Here is an 18,513-nt window from a genome sequence, read left to right as displayed (position 1 = left end):
TCTATGCTTATCATGTAGCCGCCGCAGACGCTTACAAGGCGGCCCCATGATTCCAGCCCGAAAAATACTTAACGGATCTGAACGCTTTTTTGAGAACCGCTCATCTCTTCCAACAGCCGGTCCAGCATTTGCTCGAAACAAGAAATAAGCCCATCATCCAAAGCGCTATATACCGCCGTACCTTCCCGATCAGCGGATACAAAGTCCGGATGATATGGAATGCTGCCAAGTAAAGTCACTCGTTCATCCTCGGAAAAAGACACGTCGGTGCTGCTTAGTCCCTCCATCCATTTATTTTGAATCAAATAAAATTGTTCGATGCCAATATCCTTCGCCAAGCGAATGACGGATTTTGCCGTCTCCAGACTTCGGCTTCCCGGCTCGATTACGAGGATCAGCGCATCCACGTTTTTGGCGGTCGAACGCCCAAGATGCTCCAGTCCCGCTTCAAAATCGATAATTACCGCATCGTTTTCCTCGGTCACCAGGTAATTGAGCAGGGTTTTCAGCAGTGTGCTCTGCGGACAGGCGCAGCCGGCGCCGCCCTTGGATGCTCCGCCCATTTGCAGCAGCCTGATGCCGTCTTTGCTCACTACATAATCCTCTGGAATATCGTCGACCTTCGGGTTCAGCGAGAACCAGCTGCCGCTAACGCCCGGCTCGCCTCCGGTCTTCTTCTTGATTAAATCCCGGTCATCAGCGATGGTGCGGATTTCCGATAATTCCTCCCTGTTGAAGCCTAACGCCATCCCCAAATTGGCATCCTGATCCGCGTCAATGGCCAGCACACGGTGCCCTTTTTTCCTAAGCAAATGAGAGAACATCGCGGCCACCGTAGTTTTTCCCACGCCGCCTTTGCCCGAAATTGCGATTTTTAAGGCCTGTGTCATTCTCCTTCCCCTCCCTTATCTTTCAAATCCCTAACGCTTTGCGTTTCATATCAATCCGTTCAAGTAAGATGGCGGCCGCTTTCACAGGGTCACTTTCGACGATTAGTTTCCCTCCGAACAGCCCATCCATCGTAATGCCTTGATCCTCGCGGCTTCCGGTGAGCGTCCGGGTGACCAGATTCGAACCAGACACCTGCGGGTCTACGCCGACATGAACGTCTACACCATGTGCAATAAAATAAGTACCGATCGTAAGCGCCTTTGGGCTATGCGTTTCCGGACAACTGCCAACCGCTGGAAGGCTGGAGACCGGAACATCCAGTTCATCCGCAATCGCCGACAACAAATCCAGCGGTCTGGAATTATCCACGCAGCTGCCCATGTGAAGAGCCGGCGGCAGTGCGGTCAAGCCCGCATGCTGTCCGAGCTGCCGTAGTAAAGCCTTCAAGCTGTCGCCGCACGCTTCAAGCCCGCTTTCATTCATCAGCCCGTATTTTGCCAGCGAATGCGCGGCGCAGCCAGTGGTCACAACGAGCACATTGTTTTTGAGCAGCTCTCTTGCCACGGTGACGTTGCCTATATCTTGCGGCTCCCGCGGGTTGGTACACCCGATTACTGCCGCAACGCCGCGGATAGTCCCGTCTTTGATCGCGTCGATCAGCGGCTGTAAAGGCTTGTCCGCATTGATTTTTGCGGTCACTTCACAAATTTGTTCAACGGAAAATCCGGCATGGGCCTCCACCGCACCGGTCGGGATAACGACTTTGGCCCGGTCCCGTTTTGCAAAATTACGGATTGCTCGCTCCACGATCTCCCTGGCCGCCTCATCCGCGTATTCCGGTTCAAAGTTCACATGCGTCGCACCGGGAATTTTGACATGCGGAATCGTTGTGATGATTTCGGTATGATAACATTCCGCCACCTGCTGGATTCCCGGCATAATACACTGGATATCGACAACCATCGCCTCGAGTGCGCCAGTTACGATAACCAGCTCCTGAGAAGAGAAACTGGAAGCGGCATGCACCCCCTGGCGCATTAACAGCTCATTGCCCGTGCAGCAGACACCGACAATATTGATCCCTTCCGCACCGACGGTCAGGGCGTTACGCTCAAGTATTCGCGCCCACTCCACGATTTTCTCCGACAGCAGCGGAATATGGCCATGCACCGCGATATTGATCTGCTTCTCATCGAGCACCGCAAGCGAGTAATTGAATTTGACCGCTTTCGGCGTCCCGAACAGAATATCCTGCAGATCGGAGGACAAATGCAGTCCGCTGTAGCCGTCGACCAGCCCCATTGTAACCGAGCCCAACAGCAGGTTGAGCGGATCGGCGTCGCCGCCCATGGCGTTTCTCGTAACCGCTTTTGCGATTTCAAGGTGGGCATTCACGGGGGTGATGCCAAGCTTATCCCAGATTTCGCGTGATTTTTGATGACCCCGATACGTAATCCAGTTCATTACACCCTCATGCTTTTGAAAATCCTCAAGCGCCGCAAGCGCCACAGCTTTTGCGACTTCGTTAATGGATTTCCCTTCCGTCTCCAGGTTCAAGCCTTTCGCGACCCGCATCAATTTGCCGACATCCCGAATCACATATGGAGCCTTCCCTTCCGCCGTCTTCAGCAAAGCCTCCGCGACTTCCCGTCCATGCTCGGCATGGCCCGCCGCTCCCTGAATCATCGTGTTCAGGAGACTTCGCGCGACTAATGTATCCGCATCCGCACCGCAAACTCCGCGCCTCGGCCCGCTTCCGTTCGGGACAATCCGGCAGGGACCTTCCAAGCAGGAACGGCAGCAGAGGCCGGCCGACCCGAACGGACACCTCGCCGCCATCTGATCGGCACGATCAAAAGCCGTTTCGATCCCTCTGCTTCTTGCAACCGCCAGCATTTGCTGAACCTGCGTATCCTTGGAGACCTCTTCCGGTTCTCTTAACTTAGCCACCTTATCCATCCTCTCTCTTTTGAACGAATTCCAAATAATAGCATCCTAATCTATTGGAATTGTATCACCGGATAGTGTGGCTGTCGATTCTATTTGGTCACAGCGGTCATTTCTATGACTTATGAGTCCCCCCCTTTTGCTATAAATCGCAAGTAAATATAAGAGATGATCATACCGCCATATAAAGCCATCCCTATAAGGGCCCGGATATTTTCAGAGAAACCGTGAAGTACATGTATGCTTGAGACCAGTAGGACAATCATCATTGCTCCTATCACGATAACTGAATCTGCGAGCAGTTTAGAATAGTTTATCTTTTTCAGAACAGGCAATAACGACTTTAAATTCCAACCTACGGCTATAATCTCTAATACGAGGATGCCAACCGAAGCTCCCAAGTAATTGAATCCGGGGATCGCTACGAGAAAATAGTGAAGTGTAACCGCAATACCTATCCCGCTAACAAGGCCAAAGAGCGGTGCCGTCTTACGGTCCTGTGCCCAAAGTATGCTCGTACTGATTTCCCGCAAACCTACAAGCAGAGGAATGATAGACAGATATTTAATCGGCTCGGCCGCTTCGGCTGATCCAAAAAGGATGCAAGAAACTTCCGTATTATATACGAAAAGGAACAAGCTGGATGAGCAGCCCCAGACCCAACCCGCTTCCAAAGCCAGTCTGGTTCGCCGATTAAACAGGTCATATTTTCGCTCCCGCCAGTCTGTTACCAGCTTCATGGTTAATGTGTGAGACAGGGCCGCAGTAGCAATGGTTGGCATATAGACAATAAGTACCGCCATACCTGTTAGGACGCCAAACATAGATGTCGCCTGCGCAGTGGAATATCCCGCAACCTGCAATCTGCCGGGGATAATAATAGCATCCAGAACATCCGATAGCGGAGTGAGCAGCCGTGTAAGGGATATAATAAAAGAACTGTGAAAAAACCACTTGAGGTCTGTTCTAAAAAGGGTATATTTTTGAGTGCTCGAGATACTACTCTGCTGATTGCTATAATAAAAAAAATATAGAATCAATACGAAAAAAGCAGATAATGCGCCGAATAGCGTACCTAACATACTTTTTCCCGCCGCAAAAGCCGGGCCATTAGGTAAAAGAAGAAAAACAAGCGCCAGCATGAACAGAACTCGAACCGCCTGTTCAATAAGTTCAGAGACGGCGATGACATTGTAGCGTTCCATGCCTTGCAAATAGCCCCTGAGTAAACTTAACAAAGGAACTGCGAAGAGCGCCGGCGCCAAACAACGGATGAAATAATACAGCTCCGGATTGCCCAAAAGCTGCGATATGCCACCGGAAAAATAAAAGGAGAGCATGCTAATACTCCCCCCCATAAGGACTAAATAAATAGAAATATTTTTAAACCAAACCCAGCTATGTTGGGGATGCCTCGCCGTATATAAGGCCAGTGCAGTCGGCAAGCCCCCAGTAATCACCATTAAAGCTAAACCATAATAGGAATAGGCGATCTGATACAGACCAATTCCCTCTGCGCCGATGAGCCTTGTTAGGGAAATCCTTCCAATTAGACCGATGGCTTTTACCATCACTATAGTACTTACCCGAAATGTCGTTTGCTTTATGAACAGGGAGGACCTCATTCATTCACCTCAATCATGTACGACTCGTCCTTACCATCTTATGACGGCAGACGATGCGGTATGTTATGATCAAGGCTTATGCGTCCGAGATTTTAATCGTTGATATGGATCAGAATGTATTTTGTTTTTTTATCCCAACCCAAATCAAACGGCGCCCTAAAGCGGTCTGCAGTATGAGAGTTCACAAGCGGATAGCCATTGTCGTCAAACCCCGTTACAATCGAAAAGTGATCGACGTCATTATTAATAACGTGGGCAATTAGATCCCCTGGGAACAGTTTGGCAAAAGCACCATCCGGATTTTGGCGGGTAAACTTTACAAGATCTGAAAATCCCCCTTGCGCAATAACCCTGCCGTATCCGGAGTGAACAATAAAGTTCTTGAATGAATCTGTCTGTACCCAAGTGCTGTTGCCTCCTGATGAATAATAATACCGCCAAGGGCCTGACATCTTAAGCGCCCCGCCTTCCTCCTGATCGCCAACGACTTGAGAAGCAAAATTCGTACAGTCCCCACCCTTGCCGTTATAATTTAAATATTTTGGATTGTAACGCCCTTTATTTCCGGCCCCCCAGGCTGAGCCCGCATATTTATTCGCATAAGCCACTGCTTTCTGCCGCTTATATTTTTTTCCGTCCTGGATTTCCTCTTTCTTGGCAGGAAAAGCCTCCGTTTCTTCTGGGGTTCCCGGTATATGCTTTGGATTTTCGTTCAGCGGATCTAAGTACCACTCTTTTAAAACGATCCATTCCCCTTTATTTTTTTTCAAAGTAAGGGTATGCCATGTTCCCAGACCGAACCATTGCGTTGGCAAAATTTTATTTGCGTACATATAACTTAGTTTTTGGGAATGGGTGAGCGTAACTTGGGCAGTATCCCCTTCGATTCGGATTCGTGTAATCCGGATTCGGCTTTGGGAATCCACAAAGTGAATGCCTCTATGCTCTCCCCATGCATGAAGATATGTATTTCTGTTAGCTTCAACCCGGTAAGCATGACGGCTTGAACCGTATTTCTGATCATAATACTTCTCAAGCCCGGATGGCATGTTCGTTACAAATTCAGATCGGGCAGCAAATAACTGAGTTAGAAATTCCCTTACCTCTGTCTCCGAATTCTCAGCACCCGATACAGGTTCAGCTCCAAACAACAGCAGAAAAATCGCTATAACTAAGCACATGTGCAGCGTTCTTTGCATATGTCTCCCCCCACCGTAACAATTATTTTATCAATCGCGTGTAAACGACTAATCTTTTTTCATGCTCTTTCTTTTTCCGGTTGTACTTACCTGTGCAAGTAATTAAATTTAATTGGCTTTGATTCGTATCCCCGAAGATTTTCTCCAAAGGGGCCTTAGCTGTCGGATAGGATTCCACTGCTACAACTCTGAATACAAGATAATTTCCTACCTCATCTGAAAGAAGCACAGGGTCTTCGGGTTTTAGCTTTTTAAGCGGGTAAAAAATAGCCGGCCCTTTATAATTGTCCACATGCCCAGCTATAATCGCGTTTCCCGGTTGTCCAGGCAGTACACCTTCTATAAATACCCCTGCCACTTCACTGGACTTAGGAACTTCCAACTGCCCATTCTTTAGCAGCCCGACAGGTTTGACCGGGGCCATTAGCCCAATAGATGGAATCCATAAGCGGTTCGGAATGATGGCAATTGGCTTTTTTTCCAGTTTCGTTTCCGTTTTCGAAGAAATTATTTTTGAAGAAGGTGCTGGCCGATCACTCTTCGTTTCGATTGTTTCTGTCCTTTGACATCCTGACGTCAATAATAAGACAAGAACAAGAAGCAAGAGCGTAGAGGTTTTTATTCTTTTCATAGCCATCTTCCTTTTTTAGATCGGAAAGAGGAAATACAGGGTTTCCTCTTTCCGTTAGCTTGATGCTTACTCGCTTACTCCGCCATAACCTGATTTTGGCAAGGCTTTAGGCTTAATGCTTTTAGCGTGCAGCTTGTGTGCTTTGCCTTTCTCTTTTGCGTGCAGTTTATGTGCCTTCATTTTGTGGTGTTCTTTTGCATGCAATTTGTGTTCTTTAGCATGAAGCTTGTGTTCTTTTACATGAATTTTGTGCTCAATTTTCTTCGTTCCCACCGGTTCGGTCGATGCAAATGCCGTTGCTGCCGAAGCTGTAAGGAACAAGCAAGTGGATAAAGCAATTACAGCTGCCTTTTTCATGTCATACTCCTCCTCAATAAATGTTTTTCCCTTGCTTAATATCTCCGGCAGAGCTTAAGTTATTAATGGAATCCTTTCCCAATCCTTTATTAAGATGATGAGATATAGTAAGGTAAATAAAGTAACCCATAATTTGGATTTAATTAACATGCTGAAATAATCATGAAATCATTCTATTATTAAGGAGCGAATACCGATGATGAACATTTTAATGGTTAATTTTCCTGCCGAGGGACATGTAAACCCTACTCTGGGTATTGTAAAAGCATTTGCGGATCGGGGGGATCACGTCCACTATATTACCACTGAAAAATTTAAGGAACGGCTTGAAGGAGTTGGCGCGATCGTACATCTTCATACTGATCTACTTAGAAAAGCATCCATAAATCCTTTTACTTCATCGGGAATGAACGCATTTATAAATATCCATATTCAAACAGCATTGGATATACTTGAAATTACTAAGCGGTTATCGGAAACCATTAACTTTGACTTTGTTTTTTATGATAAATTTTGTGCAGGGGAGTTAGTGAGGGATTTTTTAAATATTCCAAGTGTCTCTTCATCCGCATCATTCTTAATGCCTGAGAAAGAATTCATAAATATTCTCGGCCCTGATTCATTCCAGCCTGACGAGAATGCGGAAAGATTACTTGGTCAAATGAAGGAAAAATTCGCTGTTTTACCCAAGAACATGCTTCAATTCATGAATAACACGGGTGATTTAAATATTGTTTACACAAGCCGATATTTCCAGCCTGACAATGAGCTTTTTGGGGAAAATTATATTTTTATTGGTCCGAGCTTTCCGCAAAGGAAGACAATCAATCACTTCCCTCTTGATTTATTAAAAGATAAAAAAGTGCTTTATATTTCTATGGGAACCGTTTTGGATCATGTGGAACAATTCTTCAATACTTGTATTGATGCTTTTTCTGATTTTGAGGGGAAAGTTGTGATCGCAGCCGGAGAGAAAGCTGATTTTACTAAAATCAAGCAAGCACCTGAAAACTTTATTATTTCTCCATATGTGCCTCAATTAGAAGTGTTAAACGTATCTGACGTTATTGTTACGCACGGTGGAATGAACAGTGTTAATGAAGCTATTCATTACAATGTACCTTTAGTTGTGATCCCCCATGACAAGGACCAACCCATGGTGGCGCAGCGATTGACTGAGCTTGGAGCGGGTTACAGGTTATCAAAAGATAATATTGACGCGCACTCTTTAAGAAAAGCCGTAAACGAGGTCCTTACGAATAGCGAGTATAAAGAGGCGATATCACAAATCAATGATAGTTTCCATATGTCCGGCGGACCGGAAAAAGCCATTGGCGTGATTGATTCTTTTTTGAAAAAAGCCTGAAGAGGGGTGTTCCTTGATGACAAATAGCAGAATGAATCCTAAGGTTGATGAATTTTTAAGTAAAGCCGAAAAGTGGCAGGAAGAATTTGAGAAATTGAGAATGATCATTCTTGACTGTCAGCTGACCGAAGAGTTGAAGTGGGGTGTTCCCTGTTACACGTTTCAGAACAAAAACATCGTTTTGATACATGGATTTAAAGAATACTGTGCGCTGCTGTTTATGAAAGGGGCCTTGTTAAAGGATGCCCATGGTATTCTTATCCAACAAACGGAGAATGTACAGGCGGCGCGGCAGATTCGGTTCACCAGTGTTCAAGAAATCGTTGCAATGGAACCCATCTTGAAAGCCTATATTGATGAAGCCATTGAAGTTGAAAAAGCCGGTTTGGAAGTAAATTTTAAAAAGAATACAGAATACACAATTCCTGAAGAATTTCAAAATAAACTCGATGAAATCCCTGCATTGAAAACTGCTTTTGAAGCCTTGACGCCCGGACGGCAAAGAGCATACCTTCTTTATTTTTCCGAACCCAAACAATCCAAAACTCGAGAGTCAAGGGTTGAAAAATATATGCAGCAAATTCTGGGTGGAAAGGGATTAAATGATTAGGTCTATTCTCACTAATCGATGGAGCTTTGTCCTAGCGGATTACGCCCCTTTACAGGGGCATAATCTCGATAATGGATAGCGGGTTCTCTTGGGCCAGCAGCGATAGGCCGCTCTGGTCGAAGTGTTCATCCGCCAGAACGCATACCGCCTTTCGATATTCCCCGCCGGACATCAGCCATTCCAGCAGCGACAACGCTTGGGAGAAGGCCTGGCTTCCGGAATGACCGAGCGCCAGGGGCAGCACGTCAAGCAGATTAAGCTCTCTTCTTATTTTGGCACAAACATGCTCTGCGTGGGGGGTATTCGCGTGATGGCAAAGCACCAGTATATCCATGTCCGTCAGCCATTGCCGATTCGCTTCCATTTGAGCTATGGCTATGTCTATCAATGACTGATTTTCACCGTCCGCTCTTGTGCCTGAATAGAGAACATTAAACGTTAATTCCGTCTTCACCGTAATTATTGCCACCCTCATTCTGTTACTCATATTTGTGCAAGGAACAGCCGTAATAACCTCCGAAGCCTACGGTCACCGTCAAATAGAAGTCGCCTTTGTTCAACGCACCGTTCCTGATCGCATCATTCACGTTGAGCAGAATGTCCGTATTATGAAGATGCCCCGCATCTTTAAGCGTTGAGGCGTAAAATTTATCCAATGGACAGCCGATCGCCCGGGCAAGAGTACTCCAGGTGCGTAGTCCCAGGTTCGAGCAAAAAATAAGGCGGATCTCATTCATACTCATTCCCGCTTCCCGCAGCACCTGCTTCACAACCTGACGAACGGCCAAGTAAAAGGTTGAAAAGTACATTTTAACTCGTTCGGGACAATCATCATATACCAAACCGTCTACTTTGAGCTCGGTAGATAGAGTCTGCTGGCCTTCGGCCGCAGACCTTTGGTATAGAGCAGCACTGGCCGCATCCCCATAGAGCATATAGGTATCGCTGCGGTGCTGCGAAATGTTCGCTTTATCCGCCGCAACAAACAATACAGCGTCGCCGCTGCGGCCTTCACCGGCGAAATAAGCCTTCGTTAAATAAAGCGACAAATGAATGGTAGAGCAGCCGTATTCCTCCAGCTGAATGACCGGCGTTGTATCATAGTCAAACTCGCGCAGCAGCCTGGAGAACAAGCTCTGCGCCTCTACTCCGGCGCTCGTGACACACGCTAAGAAAATAGCCGAAAGCCGTATTCCATCCCGCCTTGCCCGGCTTAAAACCGGAGCGCATGCTTCATAAATCATTTGCTCCAGACTTTCATTCCGCTCGATGGGGACATACTCAAAGCCGCTGTCTCTGTATTCCGCTGCGCTTAAACGGAACGAAACGCCGTCTTCGTTTATTTCCTGGATGACCTGATCGACAGAAGCCCGGAATGAAGGAATATATACACTGGTATCCGTAATGGTCAAATAGGGAGCCGTCATCGCTTCACGCCTTCTTCGCCAGGTGCAGAATTTTGTACCTGCGCTTTCCCGTACGCATATCATCGTAAATCGGCGTTCCGGGAACGCCCATCGTTTCCCATACGGCGTTCTCCTTGCCGAGAGTATCGCCTAGCGCCGCGAGACGGCTGCCTCTGGCCAAATCGCTTGCCAGCAGAACCTGCTCGGAGATATCGCGGGATAGCGACACTTCAAAGCCCAGCTCAAGCAAATACCGTTCGCCTTCCTCGAACTTTAGCGCATCCAGATCATCCGCATATACGAATACGCCTCCCGCCTTCAGCACGCGGAATACCTCATCATAGAAACGGTTGATCCGGGGATAAAGATCCGAGGATTCGATATTCAGCACTATATCGCAGCTCGCATCAGGGATGGGCAGCTCCTCCGCGTCGCCGACGCAGAACGAAGCCTGTTCATACCGGTTGCTTGCCAGACAGAAAGCGATATTCGCTTCCGTTAAATCAAGTCCCGCAACGGTGCGCGGCCCATAGCTTTTGCAGAGTGCCCGTACGTTGCCGCCTCTGCCGCAGGCGATCTCCAGCACGTCCTTCCCCTGCACATCGACTCCGTTCAGGATCTCCTGCAGAAGCCGCAGCGATTGATGATTGACTCCTCTCGGCAGGCTTGCCCCGCCGTTCTCATCGCCAGGCTCGGCATACCCCCAATTGATAAATGTGGAGAAGCGCGACACCCCGTTATCCTCCAAGGCCCGGTTAAACGACGTAAACATCTCCTTAACCGCCGCCTTCTGCTCCTTTTGCTCCATCGTTTCCTGAGCGCTGCTCTCAGGCAGCAGGTGTGGAATGGAACCGCCCTGCACGGGGTAGCTTGCCCCGCATGACGTACAGTCGAATGAGGACTCCCTTTTCTTCAGTGTTTGCTTGCACCTCGGACATGCCCAGTTCATGCCAGTGATTGGCCGAGCACTGCTCACCGCTTCCCCCTCCTTAGGCATGGCTTGCCGCACCTTCGATGCCGGAAGCATCTTTCACGAGATGGATGATTTTAAACACCCTGCTGCCTGTGACCATATCCTTGTGATTTTGCGTGCCGGGCGCCTCCAGCCATTCCATAACCCGTTCATCGCCTTCAAAGGAGCCTTCAAGCGCCTGCCGGCGGCTGCCCAGCGACTCGTCTCCCGATTGCAATACATTGCCGGTAATGTCCCGGATAAATGCGGTGCGGAAGCCAAGTCTTTGCCACTGCGCTTCATAGCGCGGCAGGTCGGAAGCGCTCATAATATCCGCATACATGAACGTCCCGCCGGGCTTTAATACACGATAGGTCTCTTCAAAAAACAGCTCGATATGCGGGTACAAATGCGAGGACTCGACGTTCAGCACATAGTCGCAGCTTTCTGTACGAACAGGCAGCTGCTCTGCGTCGCCGATACAATAGTAGGCTTGTTTATACCGGTTGTTTCCCTGGCAAAAATAAATATTGGACGGGGTCAGATCAATGCCGACTACGCTGCCGGCCCCATAGCTTTTGCACAGCTCGTTCACATTGCCTCCCCGTCCGCAGCCGATTTCGAGAAGATCCCTTCCTGAAACATCCAGCCCGCCAATGATTTCGCGGAGCAGACGGATACTGCTTTGATTAATACCCAGAGGCCCGCCCGATGGTCCGTTCTCGTCAGCGGCATACCCCCAGTTGATAAAGGTGGAAAATCTGGACAGCCGTTTCTCATCAAGCGACCGGTTAATCGAATCGAACATGCCGATGATCTCTTCCTTCCGCGCCACGCCCTCCGCAAGCTCTTCCGCAGCGGGGCGGTCGATTAACATGCTCGCTACTCCATTTTCCTGTGCGTATTCGAGGCCGCAAGTCCTGCAGATCAATCGTCCTTCCGCTTCATGCAGAGCATTCTTGCACTCGGTGCATACCAGGGTGATGCCTGACAATGGCCAAGTTGTGTTCATATTTACATCTCCTCGTCGTTTTAGCCGCTTGCGCTGCTATAATTTTTGATCGCCTTTCTCCAAATCAAACGGACGCACACCAACAGAAGGATCGGGACGATCGCGCCCCACAGCATAAGACCGCCGTCCAGCCTCTCCATGACGCTAAGCGGAGCAAAATTTGTAATCACCAGAAAAGGCAGCACGTAAACGCCGATTCTCTGAATCAGCCGCGGGTATATCGGCATAGGCATGTTGTTGGCGTCCCAAATCGCATAAAATATGCCCGCAAGCCCCCCGGTGTTAACGAACCAAAAGGACAGAATGGCCGGAATGATCATCAGGCAGTAAGTAATGACCAAAGCGGACAGAAGATACAGGGCAAACAAGAACAGATGGTACGCGGTAACGGGAATGCCGAGCGCGCTCCAGCCTATGGAAACCATCGTGATGCCTGCGGCGAGATTGGGAATCGGCATGCCCAAATCGATATAACGGAGCGAGACCATAAACTGCAGGGAGATTGGCTTCACCATGAGCAGATCCAGCTCCCCCGTTCTCACATAATCCGAAATACGGACGAAGTTGGTGAAGAACAGGCCGGAATAAAGACCCGTCATCATCGTATACGTACCCACGAACATCAAAATCCCGTCTGGCGGTATATCGCCGATATGCAAATCGCTCTTATATACGACGACGACATACAGCAGCTTGGACAGCAGATAGGCGATTTCAACCGCAATGCCGAGTATAAAATTCGTGCGGTATTCCATTTGCGCGATGAAGCAGTTTTTAATGAACTGTAAATAAATGATGCCATAGGTTTTGAGCGTGCCGAGCCGCGTTTTCAAGCGTTAGCCCCCTAAACCGAGATACTTTTTAAAGCCGATCCGCCACACCAGCTTCGAAACGAGGAACATGACGCCGATCCAAAAAAATTGCATCAGCAGTCCTTCCGTGATCTCACTCAGTATCAGCTTCCCATTGATCACATTGGACGGAAAATAAATCGTGTACTTAAACGGAAGATAGTTCAGAAGATGACTCACCGCCTGGCCGAACACCTCAATCGGAAACACGCCACCGCTCAAAATGATGACAAGCAGTCCGGTCATTTCGAAGAAATAAGAGATTTCGGACAGCCAGAAGGCGATTGCCGCAATCGTGTATGAAATGAGAAAGTTCAAAATCAGCGACAAGGCCATCGCCGCCACAAAGCACGCTATGTTCACAAGCGGGATATGGATGCCGTACCGCCCGCCAAAATAAAAGATGACCACAAACAAAACAGCCAGCATAACCGTGAAAAAGAACAGCTTTTGCCCAAGCAAAGTAAATAGCTTCAGCCCGAAGTAGCTGGCCGGCTGCACCAGATATTTATTCAGGGCCCCGTCCTTGATGTCCGATGCGATGACATGATCCATATTGGTTGTCACGATTTTGGTTACAATTGCCGCCACAATGGTATACAGAATCATTTCTCCGTACGTATAGCCGAAAAATTGCCCTGAGCCGGACCGCCCGTAGACGGCCGTCCAAATATAGTACTGGATCATGATCGGGAAGAACGCGCTGATCAGGGAAAGGGCAAAGTCAAGACGATATTCCATCGAAGCCTGAACGCCCAGCTTAAAGACGCGTATATACTTCGGATAAATGCTCATACGGGCTGCGTCCTGTTATAAAGAGAGACGATCACTTCCTCGATGGGCCTCTCTTCAATCGTAATATCCTCGATCGGGAACAGGCTCAGCAGCTCTCTTGAAATCGGGTTAATCAGTTCCTTGGCGATTTCCAGCGTTGCCGCAAATTCGTCCGTCTGACGAACGGCCCCGAACGGCTCAAGCCTGAACGCTTCCACGGATTGGCTGAATTTCAGCTTGACAATCTTGATTTCATTCACTGTACTGTGCACCTGATTCAAGCTGCCGTCGAAGACGAGCCGGCCGTCGTTGATAATCAGCGTTCTTTTGCACAAGTCCTCAACATCCTTCATATAGTGGCTCGTCAAAATAATCGTTGTCTTGTAATGTTCGTTGTAGTGCGCCAAGAACTCCCTGACTCTCTTCTGTGTGACGACATCTAGCCCGATGGTAGGCTCATCCAGAAATAGCAGCTCGGGCTTATGGATAAGCGCGGCGATCAGCTCCATCTTCATGCGCTCGCCCAGCGACAGCCGCCGGACCTGGACATTCAGCACATGCTTCACATCCAGAAGTTCGACCAGCTCATCCAGCGTCCGCTTGTAGGTCTGCTCCTCGACCTGATAGATGTACCGGTTCAGCAGAATCGATTCCGCCGCGGGCAGGTCCGGCCACAGCTGGCTTTTCTGGCCCATGACGATCGCGAAACGCTTCTTGAACTCTTTTTTCCGCTCATAAGGCTTGAACCCCAGCACGGAAAGGCTGCCGCCAGTCGGATGCAGGATGCCGGAGAGCATCTTTAACGTCGTTGTTTTGCCCGCACCGTTCGGTCCGAGAAAGGCGACCATTTCGCCCTTGCCGATGGAGAAGGTGATGTCCTTTACCGCTTGCTTGGTTAAGGTTTTGCGGTGGATCAGATTTTTGAGGGAGTTTATCACTCCGACTTCCTTCGTATAATAGGTAAAGCTCTTGGCTAATTGCTCAACCTTGATCGCTTCTTCCAAGTAGCATCAACACCCTGCTCTTATATGTTGGAATTACCGTCCGTAATGATACAGCAGGCCGCAGCGGGAACAGACCGGCATCAACCCGCAGGACAGCAGCTCACGGTGCTTGCCGTAATTCTCCCCGTGCCACACCTCTTCGGCGGATGCTTCGCTGATGTTGCCGACGGCAAGCTCCGGAAAGAATTTGCACGGCGTTACGTTCCCGCTGGGCAGCACATCCATCCGGGTGGAGATGGCCAGGCACTCTTTCCGCTTCATCCCCGTCATCTGGACCCCGCTCACGAAATCACCGATTTCGTCAAGCTCCAGCGCAGGCATGAACCGGATGCGGCTGCTCCACGTATGCTCCGAGATCCGGCGAACCTCCTCCTTCAGCTGCTCTACGTTCTCCGGTGAGATGCGGTAGGTGAAGGAATGCCAGCTGCAGCTTCCGGGCTCGGCCGGGTTCAGCCAGCTGAGCTCCTTTCTGTACAAATCATCCATGTCTGCCGCGGACTCAGCGGAAATATACCAGGGATAGACGAAATAGACGGAGTCGACGCCGATCTCCTGAAAATGCTGCATAAAAGAAAACAGCTTCGGAATCATGGCATCGTTCACCGTCAGGCTGATCGAGACCTTGCCTTTGAAAATGCCCTTTCTTTGAAGCTCCAGTAGCAGCTCTACCGCCTGGATAACCTTTTGATAGGTCCCTTTGCCCCTGATCGCATCGTTCTCCGCTTCGAAGCCTTCCAGGCTGGCCAGAACGACCAGCCCTTCGCCCATCTTGAGCAGCGATTCCAGATGCTGCTCCAGCAAGACCGCGTTCGTACAAACCGTAACAGTCCGCTGATCCTGTTCGAGCAGCTCGGCCAGCTGCGAAAATTGGCTGTAATAGAGCGGCTCGCCGCCCCACAGGTACACCTTCGATTTCTTTTCCCGGGTAAATGCCAGCACCTTCTCTACAAGCGCGATATCAATTTCCTTCTTCTGATCCTCCTTGGTCATCTCCCGGTGGAAGCCGTCTTCATTCCATTCATAGCAATGCTTGCAGCGCAAATTACAGCCATTATTCAGCTTGATCCCGATATCCTCCGGGACGTCCATCGCATATCGGCTGTCCGCTCTTCGCAAGCGGCTTGCCCGCGACATGTTCATAATCGTTCGTTTCAGATCGTTGAACACCTGCTCATCGAATTTCCGCGTTGTTTTGGGCTGCATCAAGAATCCCTCCATAATCCATTGATTGATTTCGTGCTCGTATCAGATTCTCATGCATGGAAATGAGCGTATCCATGGAATAACGCTGGGCCTTCCAATCCTCATACCAGATTCCGAAGCCCTGCTTAATCCAGTAGGCGGCATTAGCCGCCTCATGCCTGCCGAACGGCTCCAGAAAAACGAAAGGCGTCGCCGCGGCCAAGGACTCCATCAAGGAATAACCGCCCGGCTTGCTGATGATCGCGGCGGAGTTCCGGATGACCTCGAACAGCGGAGGATATGGCTGCTCATTCCGGTAAACCGGCGCCTGGCCCAGCTCGATCCGCGCAAGCGGCGGAAACTGCATCCGGCCGTATTCGTCCTTTATCCAGGGGCTCCACTCAGGATCATTCATGTAATATTGAATTTGCTCATGAGGCTTAATATCTTCTTCGTAATAGGCCAGCACATTAAGGCGTTTCCCCGCCTCAAGCAGTTCCTGAACGGCTGACGGGTAAGTTCCGATTCCCCAGCCTCCTCCGTGCGCAATATAACGTTCTTCCCTCATCCGCAGCGGTATGGGAGCCTCATCGGAAATAGCGATCCGGTAGGACATGCTTTTGCCAATTGGGTCATAAAACCAAATATGATTGTATGAAACGCCTATGTTCTCATATACCAGATAAGAAGGGGAGTGAACGGCATCCAGATGGAGACAATCCACCTCCAGCCGCGTACTCCCGATATAACGTTGATACTGCTCTATAATCGGGAGCCAGAAGCCGGTTGCGGTGATCAATCGGGTTCTGCCCTCCCGGCTCCAAACTTCAAAGAGCTGCCGCAGCTTGACGGAATCAAGGCAGCTGGAAATATCGCGGGCCAGCTCGGCCCCTTTTTTGGCTACGGCGAAGCTTTGATGAAAGGCTTTTTTGTACACCGGCACTTTCTGCTTAATGTGATCCAGGTAGAGATCCTCCAGCACGTACACTTCCGCCGGGATGCCTCTGCCGCTTAATTGGCGGCCGAGCTGCATGATCGGCACATAAACGCCCAACGAGTTGCCGGACCCAAGCAGGGTGATTGGTCTTCTCCCGCTAGCTATACCATTTCCCTCCTTTCGACTCGAAGCTGAGCCTCATTCGCTCCAAATATCGTTCCCGCTCCGGCAAATGATCGGCGATAACGGTCATGTAGAGCCTGCCTTTACCTAAGCCGCCTCCTTCAGGGCGCACCGTTCCGGCTTCGCCTGCGCCAGCGAACAATGTGGCGGAAGACAGCGGCAGAATGCCGTTACCTTGCCGGTTCGGATACAGAATGTCATGCCGCTTCAGCTCGTCAAGCCACCATTCATAATCGAACCGTTCCTTGAAGCCGACCGACCGGAAGGTGAAGAAGCCTTTTTTTCCGTAAGTCTCAAGCACTTGATCCAAACGGTGATTAATGAATCCCATCGACTTCCGGGCGTTAATCTCGACAATCGGCACCAGCGTTCCGTCTTTCAGCATCATAGAGTCGATGCACACCGGTCCAAAGTAACCGGAATTATACAGGCGATCGGCCGCTTGCATCAGCACATCGAAGTAGCCCGCTCTTTCGAGCGTCTCCCGTCCTTCGGCATCCATGGATTCGGAGCCCAAATAGGCAAACTGCCTGTTGAGTGTTTTCTGCAAGCCGATCAGATGGAACGAACCGTCCCTCATAATATCGAACTGGCAGGAGAAATCGCATTCCACATCCAGGAAAGGCTCGATTACGAAAGCGGTAGTTTTGCCCTCTCCTTCCTGTTTGCGGATATAAGACGCCACCCGCTCCAGGCTCGCCTTCGATTGAAGCAGCATATTGCCTTTTCCGGAAACGCCGTACGGATCTTTAATAAGAACCGATCCATGCTCCGCCAGCAGGCTATTTCCTAGCACCGACAGTTCTTCCGCCGAGTACACCGGCTTACCGAAGCTCTCGCCAAGCAGATTCCCGGTCAACCAGGTAGAGTATATTTTGGAATTGACCCGTTTCACCGTTTCGAGCCCCGGCACCTCGGAGGCGTATCCGTATTTGGCGATAACCTCATGGGTATACGGCACGACGGCGAAAGGGGATAATGTGTCAAATGCCCTGTACCGCTCATCATGTTCCGGTTCAGCTGCCAAGGATTGAAAGAGATTAGCCGAAGCTTCCTCTCCTTTCCAGACTAAATGCCTGAAGGAGAAACCGATGCTTGCCAGATATGCCTTATGCGCATCCTCCATGGCAAATCGGGTTAACAGCGTATCGCCGCTGCCGCAGAACGGAAACATAAGCTCATCCATCGCCAGAACGATCCGTTCTCTTTCTTTATCGCGAATAGCGGGCAAGCGCGCCAGATTCTCATCTCTCCAGTGGGACTCCGCGTCAAAGATTCCGGCAACGAGCTCTCTAGCCAATCTTCTTCTCCATGCCGTTCAGGAAATCGATGAAGCGCTCAATAGACAGCAGACTGTTGTAATCGAGATCCTCGTAAACGATCTCCACCCCAAACCGGTCCTCGACCTCCAGGATAAAGTTAATCATTTGCAGCGAATCCAGGCCGACATCATTAATCAAATCGCTTTCGGGTGTAAGAGTATTTCGTAAGCTTTCATCCTCTTTAACTTTGATAATAATTTCTTTAATGCTCTCAAACATTTCTCCTCATCCTTTCTAAAATTAAGATATAGGAATAACATATAA

At 49.4% G+C, this 18,513-nt stretch carries 19 protein-coding genes; 2 read left to right on the top strand and 17 right to left on the bottom strand.

The annotated features are described in order from the left end of the window. Positions 1–68: 68 nt before the first annotated feature. The 6 genes from VK70_RS09515 to VK70_RS09490 all read right to left on the bottom strand — a co-directional run bounded on the left by VK70_RS09515 (position 69) and on the right by VK70_RS09490 (position 6,650). Positions 69–890 carry an ATP-binding protein gene (locus VK70_RS09515; protein WP_025695551.1) on the bottom strand — a complete coding sequence of 274 codons (822 nt, stop codon included), beginning with the start codon at positions 888–890 and terminating at the stop codon, positions 69–71. A 22-nt stretch (positions 891–912) separates the two neighbouring features. Beyond that, a complete protein-coding gene (gene cooS, locus VK70_RS09510; RefSeq protein ID WP_201778751.1) occupies positions 913–2,841 on the bottom strand; it encodes an anaerobic carbon-monoxide dehydrogenase catalytic subunit in 1,929 nt (642 codons plus the stop codon). 119 nt (positions 2,842–2,960) lie between these two features. Further along, positions 2,961–4,463, bottom strand: coding sequence for an oligosaccharide flippase family protein (locus VK70_RS09505; RefSeq protein WP_025695393.1), 1,503 nt, complete (start codon positions 4,461–4,463; stop codon positions 2,961–2,963). Positions 4,464–4,555: 92 nt separating this feature from the next. Beyond that, entirely contained in the window at positions 4,556–5,662 is a 1,107-nt protein-coding gene (locus VK70_RS09500) for an amidase domain-containing protein (RefSeq protein ID WP_025695392.1), read from the bottom strand. A gap of 22 nt (positions 5,663–5,684) precedes the next feature. After that, positions 5,685–6,293 (bottom strand): class F sortase, encoded by a 609-nt coding sequence (locus VK70_RS09495; protein WP_025695391.1) that lies wholly within the window; start codon positions 6,291–6,293, stop codon positions 5,685–5,687. Positions 6,294–6,359: 66 nt separating this feature from the next. Next, positions 6,360–6,650, bottom strand: coding sequence for a hypothetical protein (locus VK70_RS09490; RefSeq protein ID WP_025695390.1), 291 nt, complete (start codon positions 6,648–6,650; stop codon positions 6,360–6,362). Positions 6,651–6,846: 196 nt separating this feature from the next. Here VK70_RS09490 and VK70_RS09485 point away from each other — a divergent pair, with 196 nt between their 5' ends. Together VK70_RS09485 and VK70_RS09480 are read left to right on the top strand one after the other, a co-directional pair. After that, positions 6,847–8,016 carry a macrolide family glycosyltransferase gene (locus VK70_RS09485; protein WP_025695389.1) on the top strand — a complete coding sequence of 390 codons (1,170 nt, stop codon included), beginning with the start codon at positions 6,847–6,849 and terminating at the stop codon, positions 8,014–8,016. 16 nt (positions 8,017–8,032) lie between these two features. Beyond that, complete coding sequence (locus tag VK70_RS09480; RefSeq protein ID WP_025695388.1) at positions 8,033–8,626, top strand: YdeI/OmpD-associated family protein; 594 nt, start codon at positions 8,033–8,035, stop codon at positions 8,624–8,626. A gap of 49 nt (positions 8,627–8,675) precedes the next feature. Here the strand turns inward: VK70_RS09480 and VK70_RS09475 are convergent, their stop codons facing one another. Genes VK70_RS09475 through VK70_RS09425 form a run of 11 tightly spaced genes read right to left on the bottom strand, consistent with a single transcriptional unit; the run spans position 8,676 to position 18,468 of the window. Further along, a complete protein-coding gene (locus tag VK70_RS09475) occupies positions 8,676–9,080 on the bottom strand; it encodes a hypothetical protein (protein WP_155986901.1) in 405 nt (134 codons plus the stop codon). A gap of 25 nt (positions 9,081–9,105) precedes the next feature. After that, positions 9,106–10,053, bottom strand: coding sequence for a 3-oxoacyl-[acyl-carrier-protein] synthase III C-terminal domain-containing protein (locus tag VK70_RS09470; RefSeq protein WP_025695386.1), 948 nt, complete (start codon positions 10,051–10,053; stop codon positions 9,106–9,108). Positions 10,054–10,057: 4 nt separating this feature from the next. After that, complete coding sequence (locus VK70_RS09465; RefSeq protein ID WP_158454059.1) at positions 10,058–11,008, bottom strand: methyltransferase domain-containing protein; 951 nt, start codon at positions 11,006–11,008, stop codon at positions 10,058–10,060. A gap of 13 nt (positions 11,009–11,021) precedes the next feature. Then, a complete protein-coding gene (locus tag VK70_RS09460) occupies positions 11,022–11,996 on the bottom strand; it encodes a methyltransferase domain-containing protein (protein WP_052755994.1) in 975 nt (324 codons plus the stop codon). Positions 11,997–12,016: 20 nt separating this feature from the next. Continuing rightward, entirely contained in the window at positions 12,017–12,829 is an 813-nt protein-coding gene (locus tag VK70_RS09455; RefSeq protein ID WP_025694140.1) for an ABC transporter permease, read from the bottom strand. Between the two features lie 3 nt (positions 12,830–12,832). Beyond that, a complete protein-coding gene (locus VK70_RS09450) occupies positions 12,833–13,642 on the bottom strand; it encodes an ABC transporter permease (RefSeq protein ID WP_025694139.1) in 810 nt (269 codons plus the stop codon). Next, positions 13,639–14,625, bottom strand: coding sequence for an ABC transporter ATP-binding protein (locus VK70_RS09445; protein WP_025694138.1), 987 nt, complete (start codon positions 14,623–14,625; stop codon positions 13,639–13,641). The genes VK70_RS09450 and VK70_RS09445 overlap by 4 nt, the downstream gene beginning before the upstream one ends. A 33-nt stretch (positions 14,626–14,658) precedes the next feature. Continuing rightward, positions 14,659–15,828 (bottom strand): radical SAM protein, encoded by a 1,170-nt coding sequence (locus VK70_RS09440; protein ID WP_025694137.1) that lies wholly within the window; start codon positions 15,826–15,828, stop codon positions 14,659–14,661. Then, positions 15,797–16,861: a glycosyltransferase family protein gene (locus VK70_RS09435; RefSeq protein WP_052755993.1), complete on the bottom strand. Its 1,065-nt coding sequence runs from the start codon at positions 16,859–16,861 to the stop codon at positions 15,797–15,799. The genes VK70_RS09440 and VK70_RS09435 overlap by 32 nt, the downstream gene beginning before the upstream one ends. Before the next feature lie 40 nt (positions 16,862–16,901). Further along, the gene (locus tag VK70_RS09430) at positions 16,902–18,227 is read right to left on the bottom strand and encodes an ATP-grasp domain-containing protein (RefSeq protein WP_025696025.1); all 1,326 of its coding nucleotides are present in this window, start codon (positions 18,225–18,227) and stop codon (positions 16,902–16,904) included. Beyond that, positions 18,220–18,468 (bottom strand): acyl carrier protein, encoded by a 249-nt coding sequence (locus VK70_RS09425; protein WP_025696024.1) that lies wholly within the window; start codon positions 18,466–18,468, stop codon positions 18,220–18,222. Before VK70_RS09425 ends, VK70_RS09430 begins: the two co-directional genes overlap by 8 nt. Between the last annotated feature and the right edge of the window lie 45 nt (positions 18,469–18,513).

Origin of the sequence: Paenibacillus durus ATCC 35681 (assembly GCF_000993825.1) — a bacterium.
In the GTDB taxonomy this organism is placed as follows: domain Bacteria; phylum Bacillota; class Bacilli; order Paenibacillales; family Paenibacillaceae; genus Paenibacillus_AQ; species Paenibacillus_AQ durus_B.
Note: the sequence above shows the minus strand (reverse complement) of the source record. Positions and strands in the feature narration are given on the sequence as shown.

Bases quoted from the DNA above. Each gene is read 5' to 3' on its own strand.
- VK70_RS09515 (WP_025695551.1), bottom strand. From the start codon at position 890: ATGACACAGGCCTTAAAAATCGCAATTTCGGGCAAAGGCGGCGTGGGA.
- VK70_RS09505 (WP_025695393.1), bottom strand. From the start codon at position 4,463: ATGAGGTCCTCCCTGTTCATAAAGCAAACGACATTTCGGGTAAGTACT.
- VK70_RS09500 (WP_025695392.1), bottom strand. From the start codon at position 5,662: ATGCAAAGAACGCTGCACATGTGCTTAGTTATAGCGATTTTTCTGCTG.
- VK70_RS09495 (WP_025695391.1), bottom strand. From the start codon at position 6,293: ATGAAAAGAATAAAAACCTCTACGCTCTTGCTTCTTGTTCTTGTCTTA.
- VK70_RS09490 (WP_025695390.1), bottom strand. From the start codon at position 6,650: ATGAAAAAGGCAGCTGTAATTGCTTTATCCACTTGCTTGTTCCTTACA.
- VK70_RS09485 (WP_025695389.1), top strand. From the start codon at position 6,847: ATGATGAACATTTTAATGGTTAATTTTCCTGCCGAGGGACATGTAAAC.
- VK70_RS09480 (WP_025695388.1), top strand. From the start codon at position 8,033: ATGACAAATAGCAGAATGAATCCTAAGGTTGATGAATTTTTAAGTAAA.
- VK70_RS09470 (WP_025695386.1), bottom strand. From the start codon at position 10,053: ATGACGGCTCCCTATTTGACCATTACGGATACCAGTGTATATATTCCT.
- VK70_RS09460 (WP_052755994.1), bottom strand. From the start codon at position 11,996: ATGAACACAACTTGGCCATTGTCAGGCATCACCCTGGTATGCACCGAG.
- VK70_RS09450 (WP_025694139.1), bottom strand. From the start codon at position 13,642: ATGAGCATTTATCCGAAGTATATACGCGTCTTTAAGCTGGGCGTTCAG.
- VK70_RS09440 (WP_025694137.1), bottom strand. From the start codon at position 15,828: ATGCAGCCCAAAACAACGCGGAAATTCGATGAGCAGGTGTTCAACGAT.
- VK70_RS09425 (WP_025696024.1), bottom strand. From the start codon at position 18,468: ATGTTTGAGAGCATTAAAGAAATTATTATCAAAGTTAAAGAGGATGAA.